Origin of the sequence: Streptomyces sp. MS06, from assembly GCF_047200655.1 — a bacterium.
GTDB lineage: Bacteria > Actinomycetota > Actinomycetes > Streptomycetales > Streptomycetaceae > Streptomyces.
In genome coordinates this window covers 17,036-38,826 of record NZ_JBJZOJ010000006.1, presented here as the reverse complement: position 1 = coordinate 38,826, position 21,791 = coordinate 17,036, and the positions used below count along the sequence as shown (strand labels likewise).

11 protein-coding genes and 1 tRNA gene are annotated in these 21,791 nt (G+C 71.2%); all 12 read right to left on the bottom strand.

Annotated elements, in window-relative coordinates; all coding sequences use genetic code 11:
- Positions 1-147 precede the first annotated feature (147 nt).
- On the bottom strand, positions 148-3,696 hold the full coding sequence (locus ACL02U_RS04570) for a hypothetical protein (protein WP_412789310.1): 3,549 nt from the start codon (positions 3,694-3,696) through the stop codon (positions 148-150).
- Between the two features lie 578 nt (positions 3,697-4,274).
- A tRNA-Thr gene (locus tag ACL02U_RS04565) sits at positions 4,275-4,351 on the bottom strand.
- 134 nt (positions 4,352-4,485) lie between these two features.
- A complete protein-coding gene (locus tag ACL02U_RS04560; RefSeq protein WP_412789309.1) occupies positions 4,486-6,084 on the bottom strand; it encodes an alpha/beta hydrolase in 1,599 nt (532 codons plus the stop codon).
- A gap of 184 nt (positions 6,085-6,268) precedes the next feature.
- Positions 6,269-7,474, bottom strand: coding sequence for a DNA polymerase III subunit delta' (locus ACL02U_RS04555; protein WP_412789308.1), 1,206 nt, complete (start codon positions 7,472-7,474; stop codon positions 6,269-6,271).
- A 441-nt stretch (positions 7,475-7,915) separates the two neighbouring features.
- Positions 7,916-11,239, bottom strand: coding sequence for a dTMP kinase (gene tmk, locus ACL02U_RS04550; protein ID WP_412789307.1), 3,324 nt, complete (start codon positions 11,237-11,239; stop codon positions 7,916-7,918).
- 297 nt (positions 11,240-11,536) lie between these two features.
- Positions 11,537-14,401 carry a type I DNA topoisomerase gene (topA, locus tag ACL02U_RS04545; RefSeq protein WP_412789306.1) on the bottom strand — a complete coding sequence of 955 codons (2,865 nt, stop codon included), beginning with the start codon at positions 14,399-14,401 and terminating at the stop codon, positions 11,537-11,539.
- Between the two features lie 258 nt (positions 14,402-14,659).
- The gene (locus tag ACL02U_RS04540; RefSeq protein WP_412789305.1) at positions 14,660-14,857 is read right to left on the bottom strand and encodes a hypothetical protein; all 198 of its coding nucleotides are present in this window, start codon (positions 14,855-14,857) and stop codon (positions 14,660-14,662) included.
- A gap of 458 nt (positions 14,858-15,315) precedes the next feature.
- Complete coding sequence (locus ACL02U_RS04535) at positions 15,316-16,842, bottom strand: methyltransferase (RefSeq protein WP_412789304.1); 1,527 nt, start codon at positions 16,840-16,842, stop codon at positions 15,316-15,318.
- 45 nt (positions 16,843-16,887) lie between these two features.
- Positions 16,888-17,514, bottom strand: a complete 627-nt coding sequence (locus tag ACL02U_RS04530) for a small secreted protein (protein ID WP_412789303.1) — start codon at positions 17,512-17,514, stop codon at positions 16,888-16,890.
- Positions 17,515-17,705: 191 nt separating this feature from the next.
- The gene (locus ACL02U_RS04525; RefSeq protein WP_412789302.1) at positions 17,706-20,111 is read right to left on the bottom strand and encodes a sodium-translocating pyrophosphatase; all 2,406 of its coding nucleotides are present in this window, start codon (positions 20,109-20,111) and stop codon (positions 17,706-17,708) included.
- Positions 20,112-20,867: 756 nt separating this feature from the next.
- Positions 20,868-21,302 carry an ATP-binding protein gene (locus ACL02U_RS04520; RefSeq protein ID WP_412789301.1) on the bottom strand — a complete coding sequence of 145 codons (435 nt, stop codon included), beginning with the start codon at positions 21,300-21,302 and terminating at the stop codon, positions 20,868-20,870.
- A gap of 121 nt (positions 21,303-21,423) precedes the next feature.
- Entirely contained in the window at positions 21,424-21,765 is a 342-nt protein-coding gene (gene bldG, locus ACL02U_RS04515) for an anti-sigma factor antagonist BldG (RefSeq protein WP_009189842.1), read from the bottom strand.
- Positions 21,766-21,791: the final 26 nt, after the last annotated feature.

Sequence of the window (21,791 nt, the reverse complement as noted above, 5' to 3'; positions counted from 1 at the left end):
GGCGTGGACCAGTCGGGCTGTGGCCGAACACGCGCGGCCCGACGCGCATGGCCATGCCTGCTCGGGAAGAAGCGGCTACCGAACATGACTCCATCCACTCCGCTTAAGTTCCGGACCAGAGGGTCGCGATCATCTGCCGGCCTCGCTTTACTGCCCCCGCACCCGCGCAGCGCGCTCCTTGAGTTCTGCCTCCCGCAGCAGCTCCTCCTGCTGAGCCCGACCCGCTGTGGCGACGGAGGCGAGGGCGGGAACGCGTGTTGAGAGGGTGGTGAAGTAGTCGATGAGGTGCTGATGTCTGGTGGAGTCTTCACCCCACCAGGAGTCGACCCAAGCGACGTTGGCCGCGATGCGAGCGGGGGGCACGCCGTGGTCGAGGAGCAGCGGGCCGAGGCGCTCCAGGGTCTCGTTGCGCTGTCCCACGAGGGCTTCGAGGAGGTTGTCGGGAGTAACGGCGCAGTCGCGGAGCAGACGCTCCGCCAAGTCGCGGTCTGCACCGACAAGCTGGATGAGTGGGCTATGGCCGATGCGCGGGAGGCTGGCGCAGCGGACGGAAAGCCGGTAACGGTGCGCCTGTGGAAGGCGGTCCAGGTGGAGATCGCAACCGTGGGGTTCAGGGGCAACGAAGTAGCCTCGGTTGGCCATTTCGCCGAGCCGTTCGGTGTACCACGCTTCGAGCAGGTCAGGATCATGGTCGGCTAGATGGCCGAGCAACTGGCCTGCACGCCAGTGTTCGTGCTGGGACAGGTCCTCGGGGCGGAGGTGCTGCACAGCGTCGCGCCAAGCAGAGCGCCAGGTTTCCGGCAGTGAGGGGCCGTGGGGTTGACCAACGGCGAAAGTGACCGCCGCGCTGCTGGCGATTGCGGGAATCGGATGGAGCAGTAGACGGTGCAGCACCTCGTTCGGCTCGTCCTGGATGAATAGCGAGTCGAGCAGCCAGGCGTCCTCCGTGCCCATCGCCTCGGTCACGAACTCGGCAGCCTCGTCATCTTCACCTCGTCCGAGGACGGTCGAGATGACGCCAGTCCTGAAGCGGGGATCATCCAGTGCAGCGGTGAGGACATCTGCCGACAACGTGCCGGGCGAGGCGTTGAGCCATCGGGTCAATGCGGCGCGAAGCATGAGTGGGCTACCAGCTGCGGTTGCGGCTGCGTGCCAAGAAGCGGGATCGGCGAGGTGAGGCACCATTCGGTCGGATACCCAGACGCCGCCCCCGTGGTCGCCAGCAAGCTCGGATTGCTCAACCAGTGCGTCGAATCTCGCGACTCCGTCGAGCGGTCCGAGCGCAGCGATCTTCTGTGCCAGGGCTTCCACTGCGTGGGCCCGGCCTTGTGCGGCTTCATCGCGGGTATCCATGTCGCCCCAACGACTCCAGCCGGTGAAAGACTCCAAGTCAGGGTCGACGTCCAGCTCCGGGAGCCTGCGACCCCTGTCGCCGCCGCGGGCGTATACAGCGTTGAGCATGCGCCGGGCACGGAGCGCCAGCCCAGGAAAGGTCTGAAGCAGGGGATGCAACGCGGCCAGGATGCGAGCTCCTCCCTCCGCTCCCTGGCCCTTCTGCCCCTCGCTCGGTTCACCGTTGTGCGGCACGAATCCTTCTCCGAGCCGCACCCATGAGCCCGCCAGGTCCAGTAGTGGAACTACCGCAGCCGGGGCGCTGCTCAGGTCATCCTGCCCTTCGGCATCTGTGAGAACGGGCGCAACCTCGTCCCACAAGGAGATAAGTCGCGCGAGGTTTTCGGCGCTTTCGACACCCTGGGCGAGGGTGACCGTGTTCAGATCACCCGGGTCAGGCCAGTTCCCCAATGTTTCAACGGCGAAGACACTCGCCAGCGCCTCGGTGGCCACGGCCCAGTGCGACGGGGCGCGGTGAGTGCGCAGCCACTCCAGAACTGGTCGCAGCAAGAGTCCTCGAATCTCGAACGCGGTTCCGAAGTCCGGGTCTATGGCATTGGCCACATCGCTGAGCACGCGCAGCGGGTGCTGAGGGGTGGAGTGGCGTGGACGGTTGTCTCCCACTGCGAGGTCGAGCAGGCCCGTCACGGCCTCGGGCAGCAGATACTGAGCGGCCGACTGCGCAAGTTGACGAGCAGCGGCGTCACCCTGCGGATCGACGGTGATCCCGTACGTCTGCTCGGTCTCGCGCGGGCTGGCGAGGACCGTGCGGGCCTGGGCGACAGCGAACTGAGCGGCTCCCCGGTCCAGCCGGGCGTATTCGGACACTACAGCGAAGGTTCCGGTGCCCCACTCGGTTGGCGTGGGCAGCGTTCGAATCCAGGTATCGGCGGTCATCCGAGCGTCAGCGGAGGCCGAGACTCGGGCGGCGGACATCACGGCGGAGGCGAGGTCAAGGTCCCGGTCCGGGAAGGCGTCGCAGAGGGTGGACCACGGCCTGCCTGCCGGCCGTGTGAAGAACCACCGGGCGATCAGCGGGGCGCGCAGTGCAGGTTGCAGGTGCCAGACACCGTTGACAGTCTCAACGAGGCCATTGCGCGCGAGGCGCTCCATGAGGCCCGACATGCTGGCCGGCGGCTCGCCGACAAGAGGCGCGAGCGCGTGCAGCGTCTCGCTGGAAGCCCCTCCCAGTGCAGCTACACAGGCCAGAGCATCGACGGCCGTCTCGGACTCGGTGATACGGCGGAGGTGTCGTTCTACGTTCGCCAGGTGCGCTGCGCCGCTGGCCACCTGGCTGCCCTCGCCCTTGGCGAACATCTCACACAAGGTGAGGGCCCAGCCCGGCCGTCCGGCCGCCTGGTCGAGGACAACCATCCGGACCCGGTGGCCGGTGACGCCCAGTGAGGTGACCAGTGTGTTCATGTCGGATCGCTCCAACAGGTCAATGTCGACGCGGAGAGCTCTGGGCAGGGCCGCTGTTACCTCGTCTGCCCTGTCAGGCCAGGTAGTCGCGACGATGGCGAAGGCATGCTCCGCCCCGTGACGCGCCCGCCGCAGCACACGCACCTCATCAAGGCGGATGTGGGCGTCGTCCACGACAACGGCAGCGGGCCGGGTTTCCAGCAGCTCATCCAGAATGCGGTCCGCTTGCGCCTGCTCAAGGTAAGCGACCTGGCCTTCCAATTCGGTGGTGAGCCGCGTCTTACCCACACCAGGCACGCCCACCAGCACGACATCCCGGCCCTGGGCGACAGTGTCGGCAAGCGTGGCGAGAGTGGCTTCCCGTCCGAGGAGGTCGGTTCGGTCAGCCAGGTCCTCCGACAGGTCCAGCGGCCGATCAAGCAGAGCACCCAGCTCTCCTCTGATGCCGAGGAGGCTGAACCGCCACACCGGCTCGGTGACGAGGCGGGTGACAAACCAGTCCTGGGCGTAGATGTGTGGTGCTGGGAGGCCGCGTTCGGTACACAGCCGATCCATGGTCGCGCGCTTTGTTGCGTCAACCGGTTGTGAACAGGCCATCACGATCAGATCGGCCTGCACATCCTCTTCGCGCATCCTGCGAAGGCCCCTGCGCAGGTTCGCCACCGGATCGCCGGTGGTGACCAGCAGACGCCCACGAGCGTCCACGTCCTCGGAGCCCCACGGAAAGTAGATATCGGCGTCGCGGCCGAAGTCATGCCCGCCTTCAACCGCGGATAGACCCGGGTACTGCGATTGCAGGAGTGCACAGGCACAGCGTTCGAACTCCGTTGGGTGGATAGCCCGTTCGCCCAACGCCCGGCGTACGCGTGCCACGAGATCCATGACCATTAATGCTACGCGCACCTTGTGCCGTACTGATACCGTTTGCCGCTCGTCGCCCGGCTCGATGACAGGCCGCGCACTCTGGAATCCAGGGATGACGAGAGCACCGAACCCATAGTGCTGGTCTCGCTCTGGAATGGGCCGACGCTCCCGCATCCGCCGACGCGGCCGCTCCTTCTGCGCCCGCAGATCAGCTACGGAGTGTTCTCACGGTCAACCTTCGCCAGGACCCTAGCCGGACGTGAGATCTGTCAGGACCGGACAGTCTCGGCGACGCCGGTCGTCCCATCGGCGACCGGTGGATTTCACCCTCGCCCAGGGCCCGCGAGAGGTTTTGATGGAGTGTCACGCACGACTGCCCACCGGGTGTCCACCGAGATCGTTTCCGCCAGCATGATCCATCCTCTACGAGCAGGCAAAAGGCCAGGTCAGAGCGCTGGAACGTCGATCTCGTCACAGAAACCAAACCTCCGACCTACGCATTACGATGCACAGACGGACGGTGCCTGATTTGCCGAGATTCCAAGGTCACCCGAAACAAGAAACCCCAGGTCAGAGCCCTAACCTGGGGTTTACCATGGAGCCGCCTTCGGGATTCGAACCCGAGACCTACGCATTACGAGTGCGTTGCTCTGGCCATCTGAGCTAAGGCGGCACGCTGACCGCACCACGGTGTGGCGGGCAACGTCGGTAAGTCTACACAGTCCGGACGAGTGCTCCCGACCACTCCCGAACGGCAGCGCCGCCGACCGTACGGGGCCCGCCGCGAGGCCCCGCTGCGGGTGCTGCTCAGGAGCAGCGCTTGCCGCGGGCGGGCGGGGTGCCGTCGAGGAGGTAGGCGTCGACGGCGGCGTCGATGCAGTCGCTGCCGCGGCCGTAGGCGGTGTGGCCGTCGCCCTCGTAGGTGAGCAGGCGGGCGGAGGACAGCTGGCGGGACAGGGACCGGGCCCACCGGTACGGCGTGGCCGGGTCGCGGGTGGTGCCGACGACGACGATGGGGGCGGCTCCGGAGGCCTCGATGCGGTGGGGTTCGCCGGTGGCCCGCACCGGCCAGTACGCGCAGTTGAGCGAGGCCCAGGCCAGGCCTTCGCCGAAGACCGGGGAGGCCTTCTCGAAGTCGGGCAGGGCGCGGGTCACCTCCTGCGGGGTGTCGAAGGCGGCCGGGAGGTCCAGGCAGTTCACGGCGGCGTTGGCGGACATCAGGTTGCTGTACCGGCCGCCGCCGTCGCGTTCGTAGTAGCTGTCGGACAACATGAGCAGGCTCGTACCGTCGTTCTCCCGCATCGCGGAGTTCAGGGCCTCGCGCAGTTGCTCCCAGGCTCCCTCGTCGTACATCGCCGCGATCACGCCGGTGGTGGCGAGGGCCTCGTCGAGCCGACGGCCGTCGGCGTCGCCGGTCGGAACGGGACGCGCGTCGAGGCGGTCGAAGAAGGCCTTGAGGTTCTTGCCGGTTTCGGCGGCCCTGGTGCCCAGCGGGCAGTCCGGGTGGCGCACGCAGTCCCGGGCGAACGACTGGAACGCCGTCTCGAACCCCTTCGTCTGGTCCAGGTTCATGCGGCGGGCGGACAGTGACGGGTCCATGGCGCCGTCGAGGACGAGGCGCCCGACCCGCTCCGGGAAGAGTCCGGCGTACGTCGCCCCGAGGAAGGTGCCGTACGACGCTCCCACGTAGGTCAGCTTCCGGTCGCCCAGCGCGGCCCGCACCAGATCCATGTCGCGGGCGGCCTCGACCGTGGAGACGTGCCGCAGCAGCCGCGCGGAGTGGGCGCCGCAGCTCTCCGCGTACTCCCGGTAGGCCTTGACCAGCGCGCTCTGCTCGCCCCGGTCGTCGGGGGTGACGTCCGTCTCGGTGTACGCGTCCATCCGCGGGCCGTCGAGGCACTCCACGGGCTCGCTGCGTGCCACACCGCGGGGGTCGACGGCCACCATGTCGTAGCGGGCGCGGACCTCGGCGGGGTAGCCGACACCGGCGTACTGCTGGAGGTAGTCGATCGCGGAGCCACCCGGGCCACCGGGGTTGACGAGCAGGGAGCCGATCCGCTCGCCGGGGCCGGTGGCCTTCCTGCGGGAGACGGCCAGCCGCACGTCACCGGCCGCGGGATCGGCGTAGTCGAGCGGGGCCCGCAGCGTGGCGCACTGGAAGCCCGGTACCCCGCAGTCGTGCCAGGCCGGTTTCTGCGTGTAGTACGGGGCGAGTGCGGCGGGCGTCGCGGCGGGCAGCGCGGCCAGTACCGCCTCGGGCCGCGCCGAGGCGGACGGGCCCGGGGCGCCGCCGGCCGAGCACGCGGCGAGCAGCAGCGCGGCAGTGGCCAGAAGGGCGGCCGCGCCCCGGAGCCGACGGAGCCTGCGGGATACGGCGGGGGTGCGGGGGGTGCGCCTGGTCTGCATCCAGCGAGCCTAACTCTGTGCGACCGGATGAATGCCGTATGTGCAGGTCGTGCGCCCCGGACGGGGTACCGCGTCAACACGGAGCGGGTGATCACCTTGCCCGGTGGGGGCCGTCCGGCCGACCGACCGGAGGGAGGGCCGGCCGAGGAAGGCCGGCCGGGGCCGCGACCGGGAGCGGCGACCGTCAACCCGATCTCAGCGCCATCGTCATCGCCTCCACCGCGAGCAGGGGCGCCACATTGCGGTCGAGGGCCTCCCGGCACGCCGCGATGGCCTCGATACGGCGCAACGTGGCCTCCGGAGCGCCGGACCGGGCGACCCGGTCGAGGGCGTCCTGGGCGTCCGTGTTGGCGATGGCGACCCGAGAACCGAGCTGAAGGGCGAGCACATCTCGGTAGAAGGCGGTGAGGTCGGTGAGCGCGAGGTCGAGGCTGTCGCGCTGGGTGCGGGTGCGGCGCCGCTTCTGCTTGTCCTCCAGTTCCTTCACCACACCGGCGGTGCCGCGCGGCAGCCTCCCGCCCTGGGCCGCGCCCAGGGCGGCCTTGAGCTCCTCGGTCTCCTTGGCGTCCCTCTCCTCGGCGAGGGCCTTGGCGTCCGCGGAGGCCGCGTCCACGAGTTCCTGTGCCGCCTTGAGGCAGCCGCCGACGTCATCGACGCGGAGCGGGAGTCTGAGCACCGCGGCGCGGCGTTCGCGTGCGGCGGGGTCGGTGGCGAGCCTGCGGGCCCGCTCCACGTGGCCCTGAGTGGCTCGGGCGGCCGCCGCGGCTACGCCGGGTTCGATTCCCTCGCGCCGCACCAGCATGTCGGCGACGGCGTCGACCGGCGGTGTGCGCAGGTTGAGGTGGCGGCAGCGGGAGCGGATCGTCGGCAGGACGTCCTCGACGGACGGCGCGCACAGCAGCCACACGGTGCGCGGTGCGGGCTCCTCGACGGCCTTGAGGACGGCATTGGCCGACTTCTCGTTCAGGCGCTCGGCATCCTCGACGAGGATGACCTGCCAGCGGCCGTTGGCCGGCGAGGTGAAGGACTTGCGGACCGTGTCGCGCATGTCGTCGACGAGGATCTGGGCGCCGACCGCGGCGACCGTGGTGACGTCGGCGTGCGTGCCGATCAGTGCAGTGTGGCAGCCGTCGCAGAACCCGCAGCCGGGGACGCCGCCGAGGGCTCGGTCGGGGCTCACGCACTGCAGGGCGGCGGCGAAGGCGTGCGCCGCCTGGGTGTGGCCGGCACCGGGCGGGCCGGTGAACAGCCAGGCGTGCGTCATCTTCGACGCCTCGGGCGGCGGCATGTCGGCGCCGGCGGCGCTGACGAAGGCGTCGGCGTCCCGGGCGGCGGCAGCGAGCTGCTCGCCCACGCTCTGCTGTCCGACGAGGTCGTCCCACACGGTCATGGGTCACGCCACCCTTTCGTCACCTCTGCCGAACGGGCACATCCGCCGTCCCGGCATTTCCACGGTCCCGGCCCGTCGACGCCCCGCAGCGCCGATGCGGCTGCCGCCCGGTCGTGCAGATACGACTGCCGCCCGGTCGTGCCGATGCGGCTGCCGTCCCGTCGTGCAGGTCCGTCGGCCGGCCCGATGCTCCGCCGCCGAAGCGGCGCGCTCGCGTCCCGGCATGTCCGCCTTCCGGCATCCATTGTGCGGGGCGGCACTGACACCCCGGTCGCCGAGTGGACGGGGCGGCCTCCGGTCCGGACCTCGCGCGGGGACGTGCTCCCCGGCTCCGGAGCAGCCGCGTCCGCTGCGGCGGAGGCAGAAGGGCGGCGGCGCGTTCCTCGGCCGTGCCGATGCCCGCCGGCGGGTACGCGGGGGCCGGGGCTCGGTCGGCAAGGGTCAACGCCGCCGGCCGCGGCCGCCCTGGTCGTCGTACCCCTCGTCGTCCTGGCGCGGGCCCAGAAGCTCGTCGGCCAGCGTCGGAAGGTGGTCCAGCGGGGTCTCCTCCGCCCAGTCGGAGCGCTGGCGCCGTCTGGCCGCCCCCTCGCCGCCGACCTGCGGCAGCTCCCGCGTGCGGTCCTCGGAGCCGTCCGACCGGGCCGTACCCGACTGCCCGTCCCGGAAGAGTCCCGGCGGCACCCGGCCGCCCCGGTCGTCCTGACGCACGGGCGGCAGAAGGGCCGGCTCCTCGACGTCCCGGCCGTCCACCGCCGGCAGCACGGCGGTCTCGTCGGCCGCGCCCTGCGGCACCCGCGGCAGCACGGCCGTCTCGTCGGAAGCGGCGAGCGGAGCCGGCGGCTGCGGCAGCTCGGCGGTGGTCTCGGCATCGGACGCAATCCCCGCGTCGGACGCGGTCCCCGAATCGGACGCGGGGGACGCGTCCGGGGTGTCCGACGGCGCAGGCTCCTCCCGCGACTCGGCAGGCGTGGAGCGGCGGTCGCAATCCACCGCCCGCTCGGCGCGCTCGGGCCGCTCGTCCGGAACCCGCGGCAGCACGGCAGTCTCGTCCGCGGATCCGCGCGGGGTTCCTCCCGGCGTGACGACGGGCGTCGGCACGGTGGCCGCGTCCGCCGCTGCGGACGGCTTCCCGGGGACCGGGCGCTCGGGACCGGTCTGCACGGCGGACGCGGCCCGCTCCGCCTCCCGGCGCGCCTCCTCCGCACGCAGCAGGGCCTCCTCGGCCTTGCGCTGCTTCTCCATGCGCCGCTGCTCGGCCTCGGCCCGCAGCCGGGCCTCCTCCTCGGCCTGCTTGCGGCGACGCTCCTCCTCGGCTCTGCGCCGCTGCTCCTCCTCGGCGCGCGCCTTCTCCTCGGCGATCAGCCGCTGGCGTTCCTCCTCCGCCCGCCGCTGCGCCTCCTCCGCCCGCTGCCGGGCCTCCTCGGCCTGCCGCTCGGCCTCGCGCTGCTGCGCCTCCTCCAGTTCGCGCCGCTTGCGCTCCTCCTCCTCGGCACGCAGCCGAGCCAGCATCTCCTGGCGCTCGCGCTCCAGCCGCTCCTCCTCGGCCTTGCGTGCGGCCTCCTCCTCGGCCTTCCGCCGGGCTTCCTCCTCGGCCTTGCGCCGGGCCTCCTCCCGGGCCCGGATCTCGGCCTCCGACAGCGGCAGCACCTGGTCGAGCCGGTGCCGCACGACCGAGGTCACCGCCTCCGGGTCCTGGCCGGCGTCCACGACGAGGTAGCGGGAGGGGTCGGCGGCGGCCAACGCGAGGAAACCGGACCGCACGCGCACGTGGAACTCGGCCGGTTCCGACTCCAGCCGGTCCGGGGCCTCCGTGAACCGCTCGCGCGCCGTCTCCGGGGAGACGTCGAGCAGCACCGTCAGATGCGGTACCAGCCCGTTGGTCGCCCACCGGTTGATACGGGCGATCTCGGTCGGCGACAGGTCGCGGCCGGCCCCCTGGTAGGCCACCGAGGAGTCGATGTACCGGTCGGAGATCACCACCGCCCCCCGCTCCAGCGCGGGCCGGACCACGGTGTCGACGTGCTCGGCGCGGTCCGCCGCGTACAGCAGCGCCTCCGCACGGTGCGACAGTCCGGCGCTGGAGACGTCGAGCAGGATGGACCGCAGCCGCTTGCCGACGGGGGTGGCGCCCGGCTCACGGGTGAGGACCACCTCGTGGCCCTTGCCTCTGATCCACTCGGCGAGCGCCTCGGCCTGGGTGGACTTGCCGGCGCCGTCGCCGCCCTCCAGGGCGATGAAGAACCCGGCGGCCGCGGGCGTCTCGACGGGGTCGTCGCCGCGGAGTGCGTCCCGCAGGTCGTTGCGGAGCGGTACGCCGGAGCGGTCGTCGACCTTGGCCAGCACCAGGGCGGCCACCGGCAGCAGCAGGGCTCCGACCAGCATCAGCGTGAAGGCCGCGCCGCCGTGGGCGAAGACGAACCTGCCGTTCTCCAGCCGGTGCGGGCCGATCAGCCCGGCGACCAGCGGAGCGACGACGGTGCCCAGCGCGATGAAGACGCGGACCACGGCGTGCAGGTGCTCGGTGGTGCGGACGCGGCGGAAGTCCTCGGCCTCCTGGTCGAGGAGGGTGTGCCCGGTGTTGGCCGCCACGCCCGCCGACACTCCGGCGAGCGCGACGACCAGCAGCACGGTGGTGACATCCGGGACGAGGCCGGCGGCCAGCAGCGCCACGCCGGTGGACGCGATCGCCAGCGCCAGCAGCCGGCGCCGGGACAGCGCGGGCAGCACCGCCGGTGCGGTGCGGATGCCGGCCACCACACCGCCGGTCAGCGCCAGCACGAGGAGCCCGAACAGCACCGGGCCGCCGCCGAGGTCGGCAGCGTGCAGTACGGCCACTCCGACGCCGGCCGCCACCGCCGCGGCGACCGCGGCGCAGGCCGGCACGAGCAGCGGGATCGCGCCGGTGCGGCCCTTGTCGACGCCGGAGTCGGTCCGGGGGCGGCGCAGTCCCTCCAGGGGTGACCGCGGACGCGGGGTGCGCGCGGAGGGCAGTTCGAGGAAGGTCACCACGGACAGGGAGGCGGCGAACAGTCCGGCCGCCACGTACGAGGCGAGTGCGGCCTGGTGCTGGTCGAACCAGTCGATGCCCGAGCCGAGGAGGTTGTTCAGCAGTGCGGCGGTGACGAGTGCGGCCCCGGCCAGCGGGACCGCGGCGAACGCGGTGCGCAGGGACAGCCGGCGCAGCGCGTCCATGTGGTCCGGCAGCGGCCGTACCGTGGCGCCCTCCGGCGGTGGGGCGGGCAGCAGGGCGGGGGCGGCGCCCTCGCGGCAGACCGTCCACAGGCGCTCGGCGACGCCGCTGACGAAGGCGGTGACCAGGACGAGGGCGAGGGCGTCGCCCGGCGTCCAGTCGATCCACAGCGGTGCGACGATCAGCAGCGCCGCGCGCAGCCCGTCCGCCCCGATCAGCGTCCAGCGGCGGTCGAGCGGGCCGTCCTGCGAGGTCAGCGAGGTGAGCGGGCCGAGCAGGACCGCTCCGAAGAGCAGGGTCGCCAGGACGCGTGCGCCGAACACGGCGGCCACGGCGAACGCCGCGCCGCGGTAGCCGCCGCCGAAGGAGCCCTGGGCGACCGCCGCCTGGAGGACCAGCAGGACGAGCACGAGGAGCGCGAGGACGTCGCCGACGCCGCTCACCAGTTGCGCGCCCCACAGCCGCTTGAGATCCGGGTGGCGGAGCAGCGCGCGGACGGCGCGTTCGCGGGAGTCCGCCGCCAGGGCGTCGTCGGGTGCCGGGTGGTGGGCCGTCGGCTGCTCGGCTCGCGTCATGCGTTCAGCCTATCGGCAGCCGCCGACAGTCCGGGGCGCCGTCCGAACACCCGACCGGCGGCGCCGGCGCGCGTGGTGCCGGCCGATCCGCGGCGCCCACGCCGCCCCGACGCCCGGCACCGCGGCCTGTGGCGCGGGGGCGGGGGCGGGGGCCGGGAACTGTGGCGCGGAGGCTGGGGGCCGGGTCGGCTGTGCCGGGCGGGGGTGCCAGGTCGTGGGCCCGGAGAGCGCGGGGGCGCACCCCGACCCCGCCGGCCCGCCAGGCGGCGGGGTCGGCAGAACCGAGTCGGCGGGACCTCAGTCCTCGGTGGCCGCCTTCGAGGCCGCCGCCTTCCTCGCGGTGGTCTTCTTCGCGGTGGCGGCCTTGGTGGTCGACTTCTTCGCGGCGGTCGTGGTCTTCTTCGCCGTCGTCTTCTTGGCAGCCGTCTTCTTCGCCGTCGTCTTCTTCGCAGCGGTCTTCTTCGCAGCGGTCTTCTTGGCGGCCGTCTTCTTGGCCGTCTTCTTGGCGGGGCCCTTGGCGCGCTTCTCGGCGAGCAGCTCGAAGCCGCGCTCCGCGGTGATCTCCTCGACGCTGTCGCCGGAGCGCAGGGTCGCGTTGGTCTCACCGTCGGTGACGTACGGGCCGAACCGGCCGTCCTTGACGACGACCGGCTTTCCGCTGACCGGGTCCTCGCCGAGCTCCTTCAGCGGGGGCTTGGCGGCCGCGCGACCACGCTGCTTGGGCTGGGCGTAGATCGCCAGCGCCTCCTCCAGCGTGATCGTGAAGAGCTGCTCCTCGGACTGGAGCGACCGCGAGTCCGTCCCCTTCTTCAGATACGGGCCGTAGCGGCCGTTCTGCGCGGTGACCTCCACGCCTTCGGGGTCGGTGCCGACGACACGCGGCAGCGACATCAGCTTCAGCGCGTCCTGGAGGGTCACCGTGTCCAGCGACATCGTCTTGAACAGCGACGCGGTGCGCGGCTTGACGGCGTTCTTGCCGGTCTTCGGGGTGCCCTCGGGCAGGACCTCGGTGACGTACGGCCCGAAGCGGCCGCTCTTGGCGACGATCTCGTGACCCGAGTCCGGGTCGGTGCCCAGCGGACGCTCGCCGCTCGGCTTGGCGAGGAGTTCCTCAGCGAGGTCGACGGAGAGCTCGTCGGGCGCCAGGTCGTCCGGGATGTCGGCGCGCTGGTGACCGTCGGTGTCCTTCTCCCCGCGCTCGATGTACGGGCCGTAGCGGCCGACCCGCAGCACGATGTCGTTGCCGACGGGGAAGGAGGACACCTCGCGGGCGTCGATGGCGCCCAGGTCGGTCACCAGTTCCTTGAGGCCGCCGAGGTGGTCGCCGTCGCCGTTGCCCGCGTCGGCGGCGGCGCCGCCGACCTGGCCCTCGCCGAAGTAGAACCGGCGCAGCCACGGCACGGCACGGGCCTCACCGCGGGCGATGCGGTCGAGGTCGTCCTCCATCCGGGCGGTGAAGTCGTAGTCGACGAGCCGACCGAAGTGCTTTTCCAGCAGGTTGACGACGGCGAAGGAGAGGAAGGACGGGACCAGCGCCGTGCCCTTCTTGAACACGTAGCCGCGGTCCAGGATCGTGCCGATGATCGACGCGTAGGTCGACGGGCGGCCGATCTCGCGCTCCTCGAGCTCCTTGACCAGGCTGGCCTCGGTGTAGCGGGCCGGGGGCTTGGTGGCGTGGCCGTCGGCGGTGATCTGCTCGGCGGTGAGCGCGTCGCCCTCGCCGACCTGCGGCAGCCGGCGCTCCCGGTCGTCGAGCTCGGCGTTCGGGTCGTCCGCGCCCTCGACGTACGCCTTGAGGAAGCCGTGGAAGGTGATCGTCTTGCCGGAGGCGCTGAACTCGACGTCCCGGCCGTCGGCGGCGGTCCCGCCGATCTTCACGGTCACGCTGTTGCCGGTCGCGTCCTTCATCTGGGAGGCGACGGTGCGCTTCCAGATCAGTTCGTACAGCTTGAACTGGTCGCCGGTCAGGCCCGTCTCGGCGGGCGTGCGGAAGCGATCGCCCGAGGGGCGGATGGCCTCGTGCGCCTCCTGGGCGTTCTTGACCTTGCCTGCGTAGGTACGCGGCTGCGCGGGGAGGTAGTCGGCGCCGTAGAGCTGGGTGACCTGGGCGCGGGCGGCGGCGACCGCGGTGTCGCTCAGCGTGGTGGAGTCCGTACGCATGTACGTGATGTGGCCGTTCTCGTACAGCTTCTGCGCGATCTGCATCGTGGCCTTCGCGCCGAAGCCGAGCTTGCGGCTGGCCTCCTGCTGCAGCGTCGTCGTGCGGAACGGGGCGTACGGCGAGCGCCGGTACGGCTTGGACTCGACGGACCGTACGGAGAACCGCGTGTCCTCCAGGGCGGCGGCCAGGGCGCGGGCGTTCGCCTCGTCGAGGTGGAGGATGTTCGCGCTCTTCGGCTGTCCCAGGGAGTCGAAGTCGCGGCCCTGGGCGACCCTCCTGCCGTCGACCGTCTGCAGTCGCGCGACCAGCGACGACGGGTCCGAGGCGTCGCCGGCGCGGCCGGTGCCGAAGGTGCCCGTGAGGTCCCAGTACTCGGCGGAGCGGAAGGCGATGCGCTCGCGTTCCCGCTCCACCACGAGCCGGGTGGCGACGGACTGGACGCGGCCGGCCGACAGGCGCGGCATGACCTTCTTCCACAGGACCGGGGAGACCTCGTAGCCGTAGAGGCGGTCGAGGATGCGCCGGGTCTCCTGGGCGTCGACCAGCTTCTGGTTGAGCTGGCGCGGGTTGGCCACCGCGGCCTGGATGGCGGACTTGGTGATCTCGTGGAAGACCATCCGCTTGACCGGGACCTTGGGCTTGAGCACTTCCTGGAGATGCCAGGCGATGGCCTCGCCCTCGCGGTCCTCATCGGTGGCGAGGTAGAGCTCGTCGGATTCCTTCAGCAGGTCCTTGAGCTTCTTGACCTGGGACTTCTTGTCGGAGTTCACCACGTAGACGGGCTGGAAGTCGTGCTCGACGTCCACGCCGAGGCGGCGGACCTCGCCGGTGTACTGCTCCGGCACCTCCGCGGCGCCGTTGGGAAGGTCGCGGATGTGCCCGACGCTCGCCTCGACGATGTAGCCCGGGCCGAGATAGCCCTTGATCGTCTTCGCCTTGGCAGGCGACTCGACGATGACGAGTCGGCGGCCGCCCTTCGCGGTCTCGCTGGTCGGGGACAACTTCGCTCTTCTCTCCGGTCGACGCTGGGCCTCCCCCCGGTCTGGCTCCCGGGGGTCGGGGACGGGTGACGCTGCGGAGTGTGACGGTACCTCCCGCCCCCGTGTCAAACGGGAAAAGCCCGCAACGGCCACTCGAACGGTAACCCGACTACAGGCATTCCTGCCGCCCGGACTGCTCAGCGGCTGTTTCGGGCCGGCCGCCGGGGTGGCGTCCGGGTCATACGGGCCCCAGGCACTCCGGCGCACGTCGCCGCCGGTTCACGGGCGGGTGAGGCACCACGCCGCGAGGAGCAGCGCACCTGCGGATGCGACGCCCGCGAGGACCGCCGACGCGACCGGGGGGAAACCGTCGGCGACGGGCCGACGGTGCCGCAGCCGGGATCCGGTCCACCCGAGCAGACCCGCGCCGAACAGGGCGAACACCGTTGCCGCGAAGATCGCCGGCCCGCTCTCCATGGTCTCCGCACCCCTTTGCGTCGCTTCTCGCCTGCCCGGTCCGTGGAGAGTGACACCTGTGGGCGGCGCCCGGGCGAACCCGAGGTGAACGCGCGACCGACGGCCCGCCCCCGTCTCCCGCGATGCTCGGAGCCGGCGTCCGCGATGCCCGGAGCCGGCGTCCGCGGTGACCGTCCGGTCCCCGGGCACCGGTAGCCCGGCGGGAGGTCCGATACGGCTCGATCCCGACGGCGCGGACCGCGGGAGCGGGCGGTCGTCCGCGCTCGCCGGCGGAGCCGACGCCGGCCCGGGTCCGGCGTCGCACGCGCCGCGGGAGCGGGCCGCGCCGGCGGGAACAGCGCCGGAGCCGCGTCTCCTCCGCCTCGCCGCTTACTCCCCGCCTCGCCGCTTGCTCCCCGCCTCGCCGCTTGCTCCCCGCCTCGCCGCGGAGTCGCGACCGGCCGCGGCGGGCGGAGGTCCTACGCCGGATCGAGGAAGCCCTGCTCCACCAACAACCTGATCTGTGCCGGGGTACGGTCCCTGAGCAGGACGGGGTCCTCCCCCATCAACTGGGCGATCGCGTCGAGGATGCGGCCCGCGCTGAGCGTGCCGTCGCACACACCGGCGAAGCCCGCGCCGACGGTGTCCACTCTGGTGGCCCGGCGCATGCCGCGGTGCTGGCGCAGCACGACGTGCTCGGGGTCCTCGGCCCCGGGCAGCCCGACCTGTTCCTGGACGATCTCCACAGCCAGCTTGAAGTGCGCCTCCAGCAGGGCCGCGTCGTCGTGTCCGCGGAGGTAGTCGAGGCGGTCGAAGTGCGCCCGGATCGCATCGCCGAGCGGCTGCTCGACCGGGTGCGGCCACTCCTCGACCGTGACCGACGGCTCGGCGGCCCCGGTCCGGCGCAGTGTGATCCAGCCGAAACCGACGGACCTGACCTTGCGGGCGTCGAACTCGTCCAGCCAGGCGTCGTAGCGCGCCTGGTACTCCTCCGGGTCACCGCGGTGGTCACCGGCGTCCCGGAGCCACAGTTCGGCGTACTGCGTGACGTCCTGCACCTCGCGCTGCACGATCCACGCGTCGCAGCCGCGCGGCACCCACGACCTGAGCCTGTCCTGCCAGTCCTCCCCTTCCACGTGCTGCCAGTTCGCGAGGAACTGAGCGAACCCGCCCACGTTCAGCCGTGCCCCTGACTCCTGAACGAGCGAGCGGCACAGATCGTCCCCGCCCATTCCGCCGTCGCGGTACGTCAGCCGGGCACCGGGGGAGATCACGAAAGGCGGGTTGGAGACGATCAGGTCGTAGGTCTCGTCGTCCCGGACCGGGTCGAACAGGGAGCCCTGGCGCAGATCCGCGGCCGGCGCGCCGGAGAGGGCCAGGGTGAGCGCGGTGACGTGCAGGGCACGCGGGTTGACGTCGGTCGCCGTCACCCGGGTGGCGTGCCGGGTGGCGTGCAGCGCCTGGATGCCGGAGCCGGTGCCGAGGTCGAGCGCGGAGGAGACGGGGGTGCGGACGGTGATGCCGGCGAGGGTGGTGGAGGCGCCGCCGACGCCGAGCACCACGCCCTGATCACGGCTGCCGATGCCGCCGGCACCGCCGACGGCGCACCCCAGGTCCGAGACGATGAACCAGTCCTCGCCGCCGGGCCCCCCGTACGGGCGCACATCGACGGTCGCGGCGAGTTCGTCGGCGCCCACCGGCACCAGCCAACCGGTCTCCACGCACAGGTCGACGGGCAGCACCCCCGCCGCGCGTGTCCGCGGCACGGGTTGCTGCAGCAGGAAGAGACGGACGAGGGACTCGAGCGGAGTGTCCCCGCGCGTCGCCCTGAGCGCGGGGACGGTCTCACTGCGGGCCAGCGCCGCGTAGGCGGAGGCACCGAGGAGTTCGAGCATGCCGTCGGCGGTGAAGGAGGCTCCGAGCAGAGCGTCCCGCAGCCGGGCGGCTGCCTCGGGGCGGTCGGTGGAGGGCAGGGGGGACAGGGAGGACAGACCGGTATCACTCACGTCCCCATTGTGGCCCGCGACGCCGCGGGGTCGGGGAAGCGACGGTCAGCTCGCGCTCGGGGACACCGACGGGGAGGCCGAGGGGGACGCCTGGGGGGAGGCCGGCGCCGTGGCGCTGCGGCAGCTGGGCTGCCTGCTCATCGCCTTGCCGACGTCTCCCTCCTCCAGGTTCTGCAGCGCGTCGTTGCCCGACCTGCTGAGCTTGTCCAGTTCGGTGGCGATGCCCTTCAGCCCGTCGGCGAACTTCGCCTGGTCCTTGGTGTTGAGCGCGTCGACCTGCTTCTGCAGGGAGGCGTACTTGACGGAGATCGTGTTGAGCTCCTTCACCGCGTCCTGCTGCTTCTTCTCGCCGTTCTCGACGTCGGGTGCCCCGGCCTTGCTCACCGCGGCCCCGATCGCCTTGTAGGCCTCGGACATGTCCTGGAAGGCCTGCGAGTCGGTCTTCTTCACCTGCTCCGGCGTGCTGGTGTCCGAGGTCTGCTTCTGGATCGCGGCGTTGGCGTCGGCGATCTTCCGGGCCTGCGGCTGTACGGCGTCGCAGACCTGCTTGGCCCAGGCATCCAGCTTCTCGTTGTTGTTGTCGCTGCTGCACCCGGACAGCGCCAGTACCAGTACCGCACCGCCGGACAGTGCGGCCGCGAGCTTCTTGTTCACCGGATTGGTCCCTTCCATGGCTCTCGGCCCCGGAACATACACGTCGTCCGGCGACGACCTTCACCGGAAGGTCTCCTTGGTCCGCTATTGAAGCCATTTGCACCAAGCGAGAGAAGGCTCACGGGGGCGCACACACGCGCCGGAGCGGGCATGCGATATGCCAACACACGCCGCACGCCCGCTCCTTGGGCTGGACTGCGAGGGTCCCGCTAGGAAACCACCGCCGGGTCGGACGACTTGGAGGACCGACCGCTGTTGTCCTCGTCACCCACGGCGATGCCTCGCCGTTTGGAGACGTACACCGCGCAGACGATGACGAGGAAGGACACGACCGCCACCAGGACCCGGACGCCGACGCTCCGGTCCACGCCGTAGGAGAACTTGATCACGGCGGGTGCGATGAGCAGCGACACCAGGTTCATGACCTTCAGCAGCGGGTTGATCGCGGGACCGGCGGTGTCCTTGAAGGGGTCGCCGACGGTGTCCCCGATCACGGTGGCGGCGTGCGCATCGCTGCCCTTGCCGCCGTGATGGCCGTCCTCCACCAGTTTCTTGGCGTTGTCCCAAGCTCCCCCGGAGTTGGCCAGGAAGACCGCCATCAGCGTGCCCGCCCCGATCGCGCCCGCCAGGTACGAGCCGAGCGCGCCGACGCCGAGCGTGAAGCCTACGAAGATGGGGGCCATCACGGCCAGCAGGCCCGGGGTCGCCAACTCGCGCAACGCGTCCTTGGTGCAGATGTCGACGACCTTGCCGTACTCCGGTTGCTCGCTGAAGTCCATGATCCCGGGCCGTTCCCGGAACTGGCGCCGCACCTCGAACACCACCGAACCCGCCGAGCGCGAGACGGCGCTGATCGCGAGCCCGGAGAAGAGGAACACGACCGCCGCACCGGCGATCAGGCCCACGAGGTTGTTGGGCTGCGAGATGTCCATCATCAGGCTCAGCGGCGCGCCCTCGCCGGTCAGTTTCTCGCCCACGTCCTGGGCGCCGGTGGTGATGGCGTCGCGGTACGACCCGAAGAGCGCCGACGCCGCCAGAACGGCGGTGGCGATGGCGATGCCCTTGGTGATGGCCTTGGTGGTGTTGCCGACCGCGTCGAGGTTGGTGAGCACCTGCGCCCCCGCCCCCTCGACGTCACCCGACATCTCGGCGATGCCTTGCGCGTTGTCGGAGACCGGCCCGAAGGTGTCCATGGCGACGATGACGCCGACCGTGGTGAGCAGGCCGGTACCGGCCAGCGCCACCGCGAACAACGCCAGCATGATCGACGTGCCGCCGAGCAGGAACGCTCCGTACACGCTCAGAGCGATCAGCAGGGCGGTGTAGACGGCCGACTCCAGGCCGACGGAGACCCCGGCCAGGACGACCGTGGCCGGCCCGGTGAGGGACGTCTTGCCGATGTCCCTGACCGGGCGGCGGGTGGTCTCCGTGAAGTAGCCGGTCAGTTGCTGGATCACCGCGGCCAGCAGGATGCCGATCGCCACCGCCACCACGGCGAGTACCCGCGGGTCGCCGCTCTTGCCGAGGATCGTGGTCTCGGTGACGCCGTCGAGGTCTCCGTAGGAGGACGGCAGGTAGATGAAGACGGCCGCGGCGACCAGCGCCAGCGAGATCACCGCGGAAATGAAGAAGCCGCGGTTGATGGCGCTCATACCGCTGCGGTCGGCACGCCGCGGGGCGACCGCGAAGATGCCGATCATGGCGGTGACCACGCCGATCGCGGGCACCAGCAGCGGAAAGGCCAGCCCGAAGTTGCCGAACGCCGCCTTCCCCAGGATCAGTGCGGCGACCAGGGTCACCGCGTAGGACTCGAAGAGGTCGGCCGCCATGCCGGCGCAGTCGCCGACGTTGTCGCCCACGTTGTCGGCGATGGTCGCGGCGTTGCGCGGGTCGTCCTCCGGAATCCCCTGCTCGACCTTGCCGACCAGGTCGGCGCCGACGTCGGCTGCCTTGGTGAAGATGCCGCCGCCCACCCGCATGAACATCGCGATCAGCGCGGCACCGAGACCGAAGCCCTCCAGGACCTTCGGCGCGTCGGCCGCGTACACCAGCACCACGCAGGACGCGCCCAGCAGGCCGAGCCCTACCGTGAACATGCCGACCACGCCGCCGGTGCGAAAAGCGATCTTCATTGCTCTGTGCGAGACGGCGGTGAGATCCTTTTCCGGTTCGCCCTCCGCCGGGGTCGCTTCCCGGGCCGCCGCCGCGACGCGCACATTGCTGCGCACGGCCAGCCACATGCCGATATAGCCGGTGCCTGCGGAGAACGCCGCGCCGACCAGGAAGAACACTGATCGCCCGGCACGCTGGTTCCAGTCGTCCGCCGGCAGCAGCATGAGCAGGAAAAACACCACGATGGCGAATACGCCGAGCGTGCGCAGCTGCCGGGCCAGATAGGCGTTGGCGCCTTCCTGGACCGCCGACGCGATCTTTTTCATGCTGTCGGTGCCCTCGCCCGCCGCGAGCACCTGGCGGACCAGGACTGCCGCGACTGCCAGCGCGGCCAGGGCGACGACGCCGATGACCGAGACCAGGGCGCGGTTGCCGTCGGTGAGCACCGCGGCCGCGAAGGTTGTGGAGTGACCCAACTGTTCTGGGGTAGAAAGCCCCGCCATTCGTCCTCCTTGACGCTTGGGCTGAGCTCAAGATGTGGACGGATTGTAGGTACCGCCGCCTGATGAAAACAGGGCACGGTGAGCGGAAATGGCCTTCCCTCGCTCCTCAGCAAATGATCGCCGGGCGGCCACGGAACCCGAAAGCGCTAATGCTCCGAAACCATTGTCAGGTGATCCGGAAGCAGGAGAGGAGATCGTGAAGGAATTCACTACGGAGGAGCCGCGCAGATCACCGGACAGATGCACCGGATCTCCGACGGGTCGTGAATTGGTTCACGAAATGCACCGCACCTGCATCGCGGACCACTTCGATCACGTCCGACTGCATCACCCACTGTAGGCGCGGATACCCACATCGCACACGTCGGAGGCCGCACCGGAGTGGAGCCCCGCGCTGGGGCCTGCGGCCCGGCGGCAAGGACCGACCCCCACCTAGCACCGGCAGCGCTGCCGCCTCGGCCCGACCGGGTGCCCGCCGCAACAGGACCCGGACAGCTCACTGCGCGCGGGGTTGGATCCGCCCGAAAGACGGCAGGCCCGGGCGGGTGCGTCGGGCGGCGAGCCCGAGCGGTGCACCGGGCACGACGTGACCGATCTCCGTCGGGGAGGGGCTACCGGGCCGGCCGGCCCGGCCGGATCGCGACCGGCGGCAGACTGCCGTCGGCAGCGGAAGCGGGCGGCAGCCCGGAAGTCGATGCTCTCGGTACGCCCGATCAGGGGAGCGCGGCGCGTCGGACCGGTCCGACGGCGACCGGGTCAGGGCAGGGCGACCGCGGGTGGTGTGGTCGGCCAGGTCATCCGGATCAGACCGCCGTGCTCACCGGCGCTCACCTCGACGTCGTCGACGAGCCCGCTGATGACGGCCAGACCCATCTCGTCCTCCTCGGCCTCCGCCTCGGAGCCACCCGCCTGGGTGGCGCCCCGCTCGCCGGGGACCTGGTGCGGCGCCTCGTCGCCGACCTCGATGGAGAACTGCTTCTCCTCATCGATCAGCGACACCTTCACCGGTGCCGTGACACCGCTGATCTGGTGCAGTCCGACGGCACGCGTACAGGCCTCGCCGACGGCGAGCCGCACCTCGTCGAGGACGGCCTCGTCCACTCCCGCCCTGCGCGCCACCGCCGCCGCCACCAGCCGGGCGGTCCTGACATGCTCGGGCAGCGCGCTGAAGCGGAGTTCGACGGTGGCCATGCATCCCCCTGGGAGCTACGGGCGTGCGGTCGGGGGACCGGGCCGCGGCACAAGCCCGCGACACCCCGGTCCCCCGCGTGTTCAACTAGCCGGCCCGGGCAGACAACCCCGGGCCCGGTGGTCAGTCGGTGGCCGCCACCGCTTCGTCGACCGAGGTGTGAATCGGGAACACCTTGGTCAGACCGGTGATGCGGAAGATCTTCAGAATGCGCTCCTGGTTGCAGACCAGGCGGAGCGAACCCTCATGGGCACGCACCCTCTTCAGTCCGCCCACCAGCACGCCGAGCCCGGTGGAGTCGAGGAAGTCGACGCCCTCCATGTCGACGACGAGGTGAAAATTCCCGTCGTTGACCAGCTCGACCAGCTGCTCACGCAGCTTGGGCGCGGTATATACGTCGATTTCGCCACCGACCTCGACGACCGTACGATCGCCGACGGTACGGGTCGACAGGGACAGGTCCACGGATCCTCCAGCACCTTGCTATCGAG

What these genes read in the sequence shown, in the direction of transcription:
- ACL02U_RS04570 (WP_412789310.1), bottom strand. Translation starts at nt 3,696, where the DNA reads ATGGATCTCGTGGCACGCGTACGCCGGGCGTTGGGCGAACGGGCTATC.
- ACL02U_RS04560 (WP_412789309.1), bottom strand. Translation starts at nt 6,084, where the DNA reads ATGCAGACCAGGCGCACCCCCCGCACCCCCGCCGTATCCCGCAGGCTC.
- ACL02U_RS04555 (WP_412789308.1), bottom strand. Translation starts at nt 7,474, where the DNA reads ATGACCGTGTGGGACGACCTCGTCGGACAGCAGAGCGTGGGCGAGCAG.
- tmk (WP_412789307.1), bottom strand. Translation starts at nt 11,239, where the DNA reads ATGACGCGAGCCGAGCAGCCGACGGCCCACCACCCGGCACCCGACGAC.
- ACL02U_RS04540 (WP_412789305.1), bottom strand. Translation starts at nt 14,857, where the DNA reads ATGGAGAGCGGGCCGGCGATCTTCGCGGCAACGGTGTTCGCCCTGTTC.
- ACL02U_RS04530 (WP_412789303.1), bottom strand. Translation starts at nt 17,514, where the DNA reads ATGGAAGGGACCAATCCGGTGAACAAGAAGCTCGCGGCCGCACTGTCC.
- ACL02U_RS04525 (WP_412789302.1), bottom strand. Translation starts at nt 20,111, where the DNA reads ATGGCGGGGCTTTCTACCCCAGAACAGTTGGGTCACTCCACAACCTTC.
- ACL02U_RS04520 (WP_412789301.1), bottom strand. Translation starts at nt 21,302, where the DNA reads ATGGCCACCGTCGAACTCCGCTTCAGCGCGCTGCCCGAGCATGTCAGG.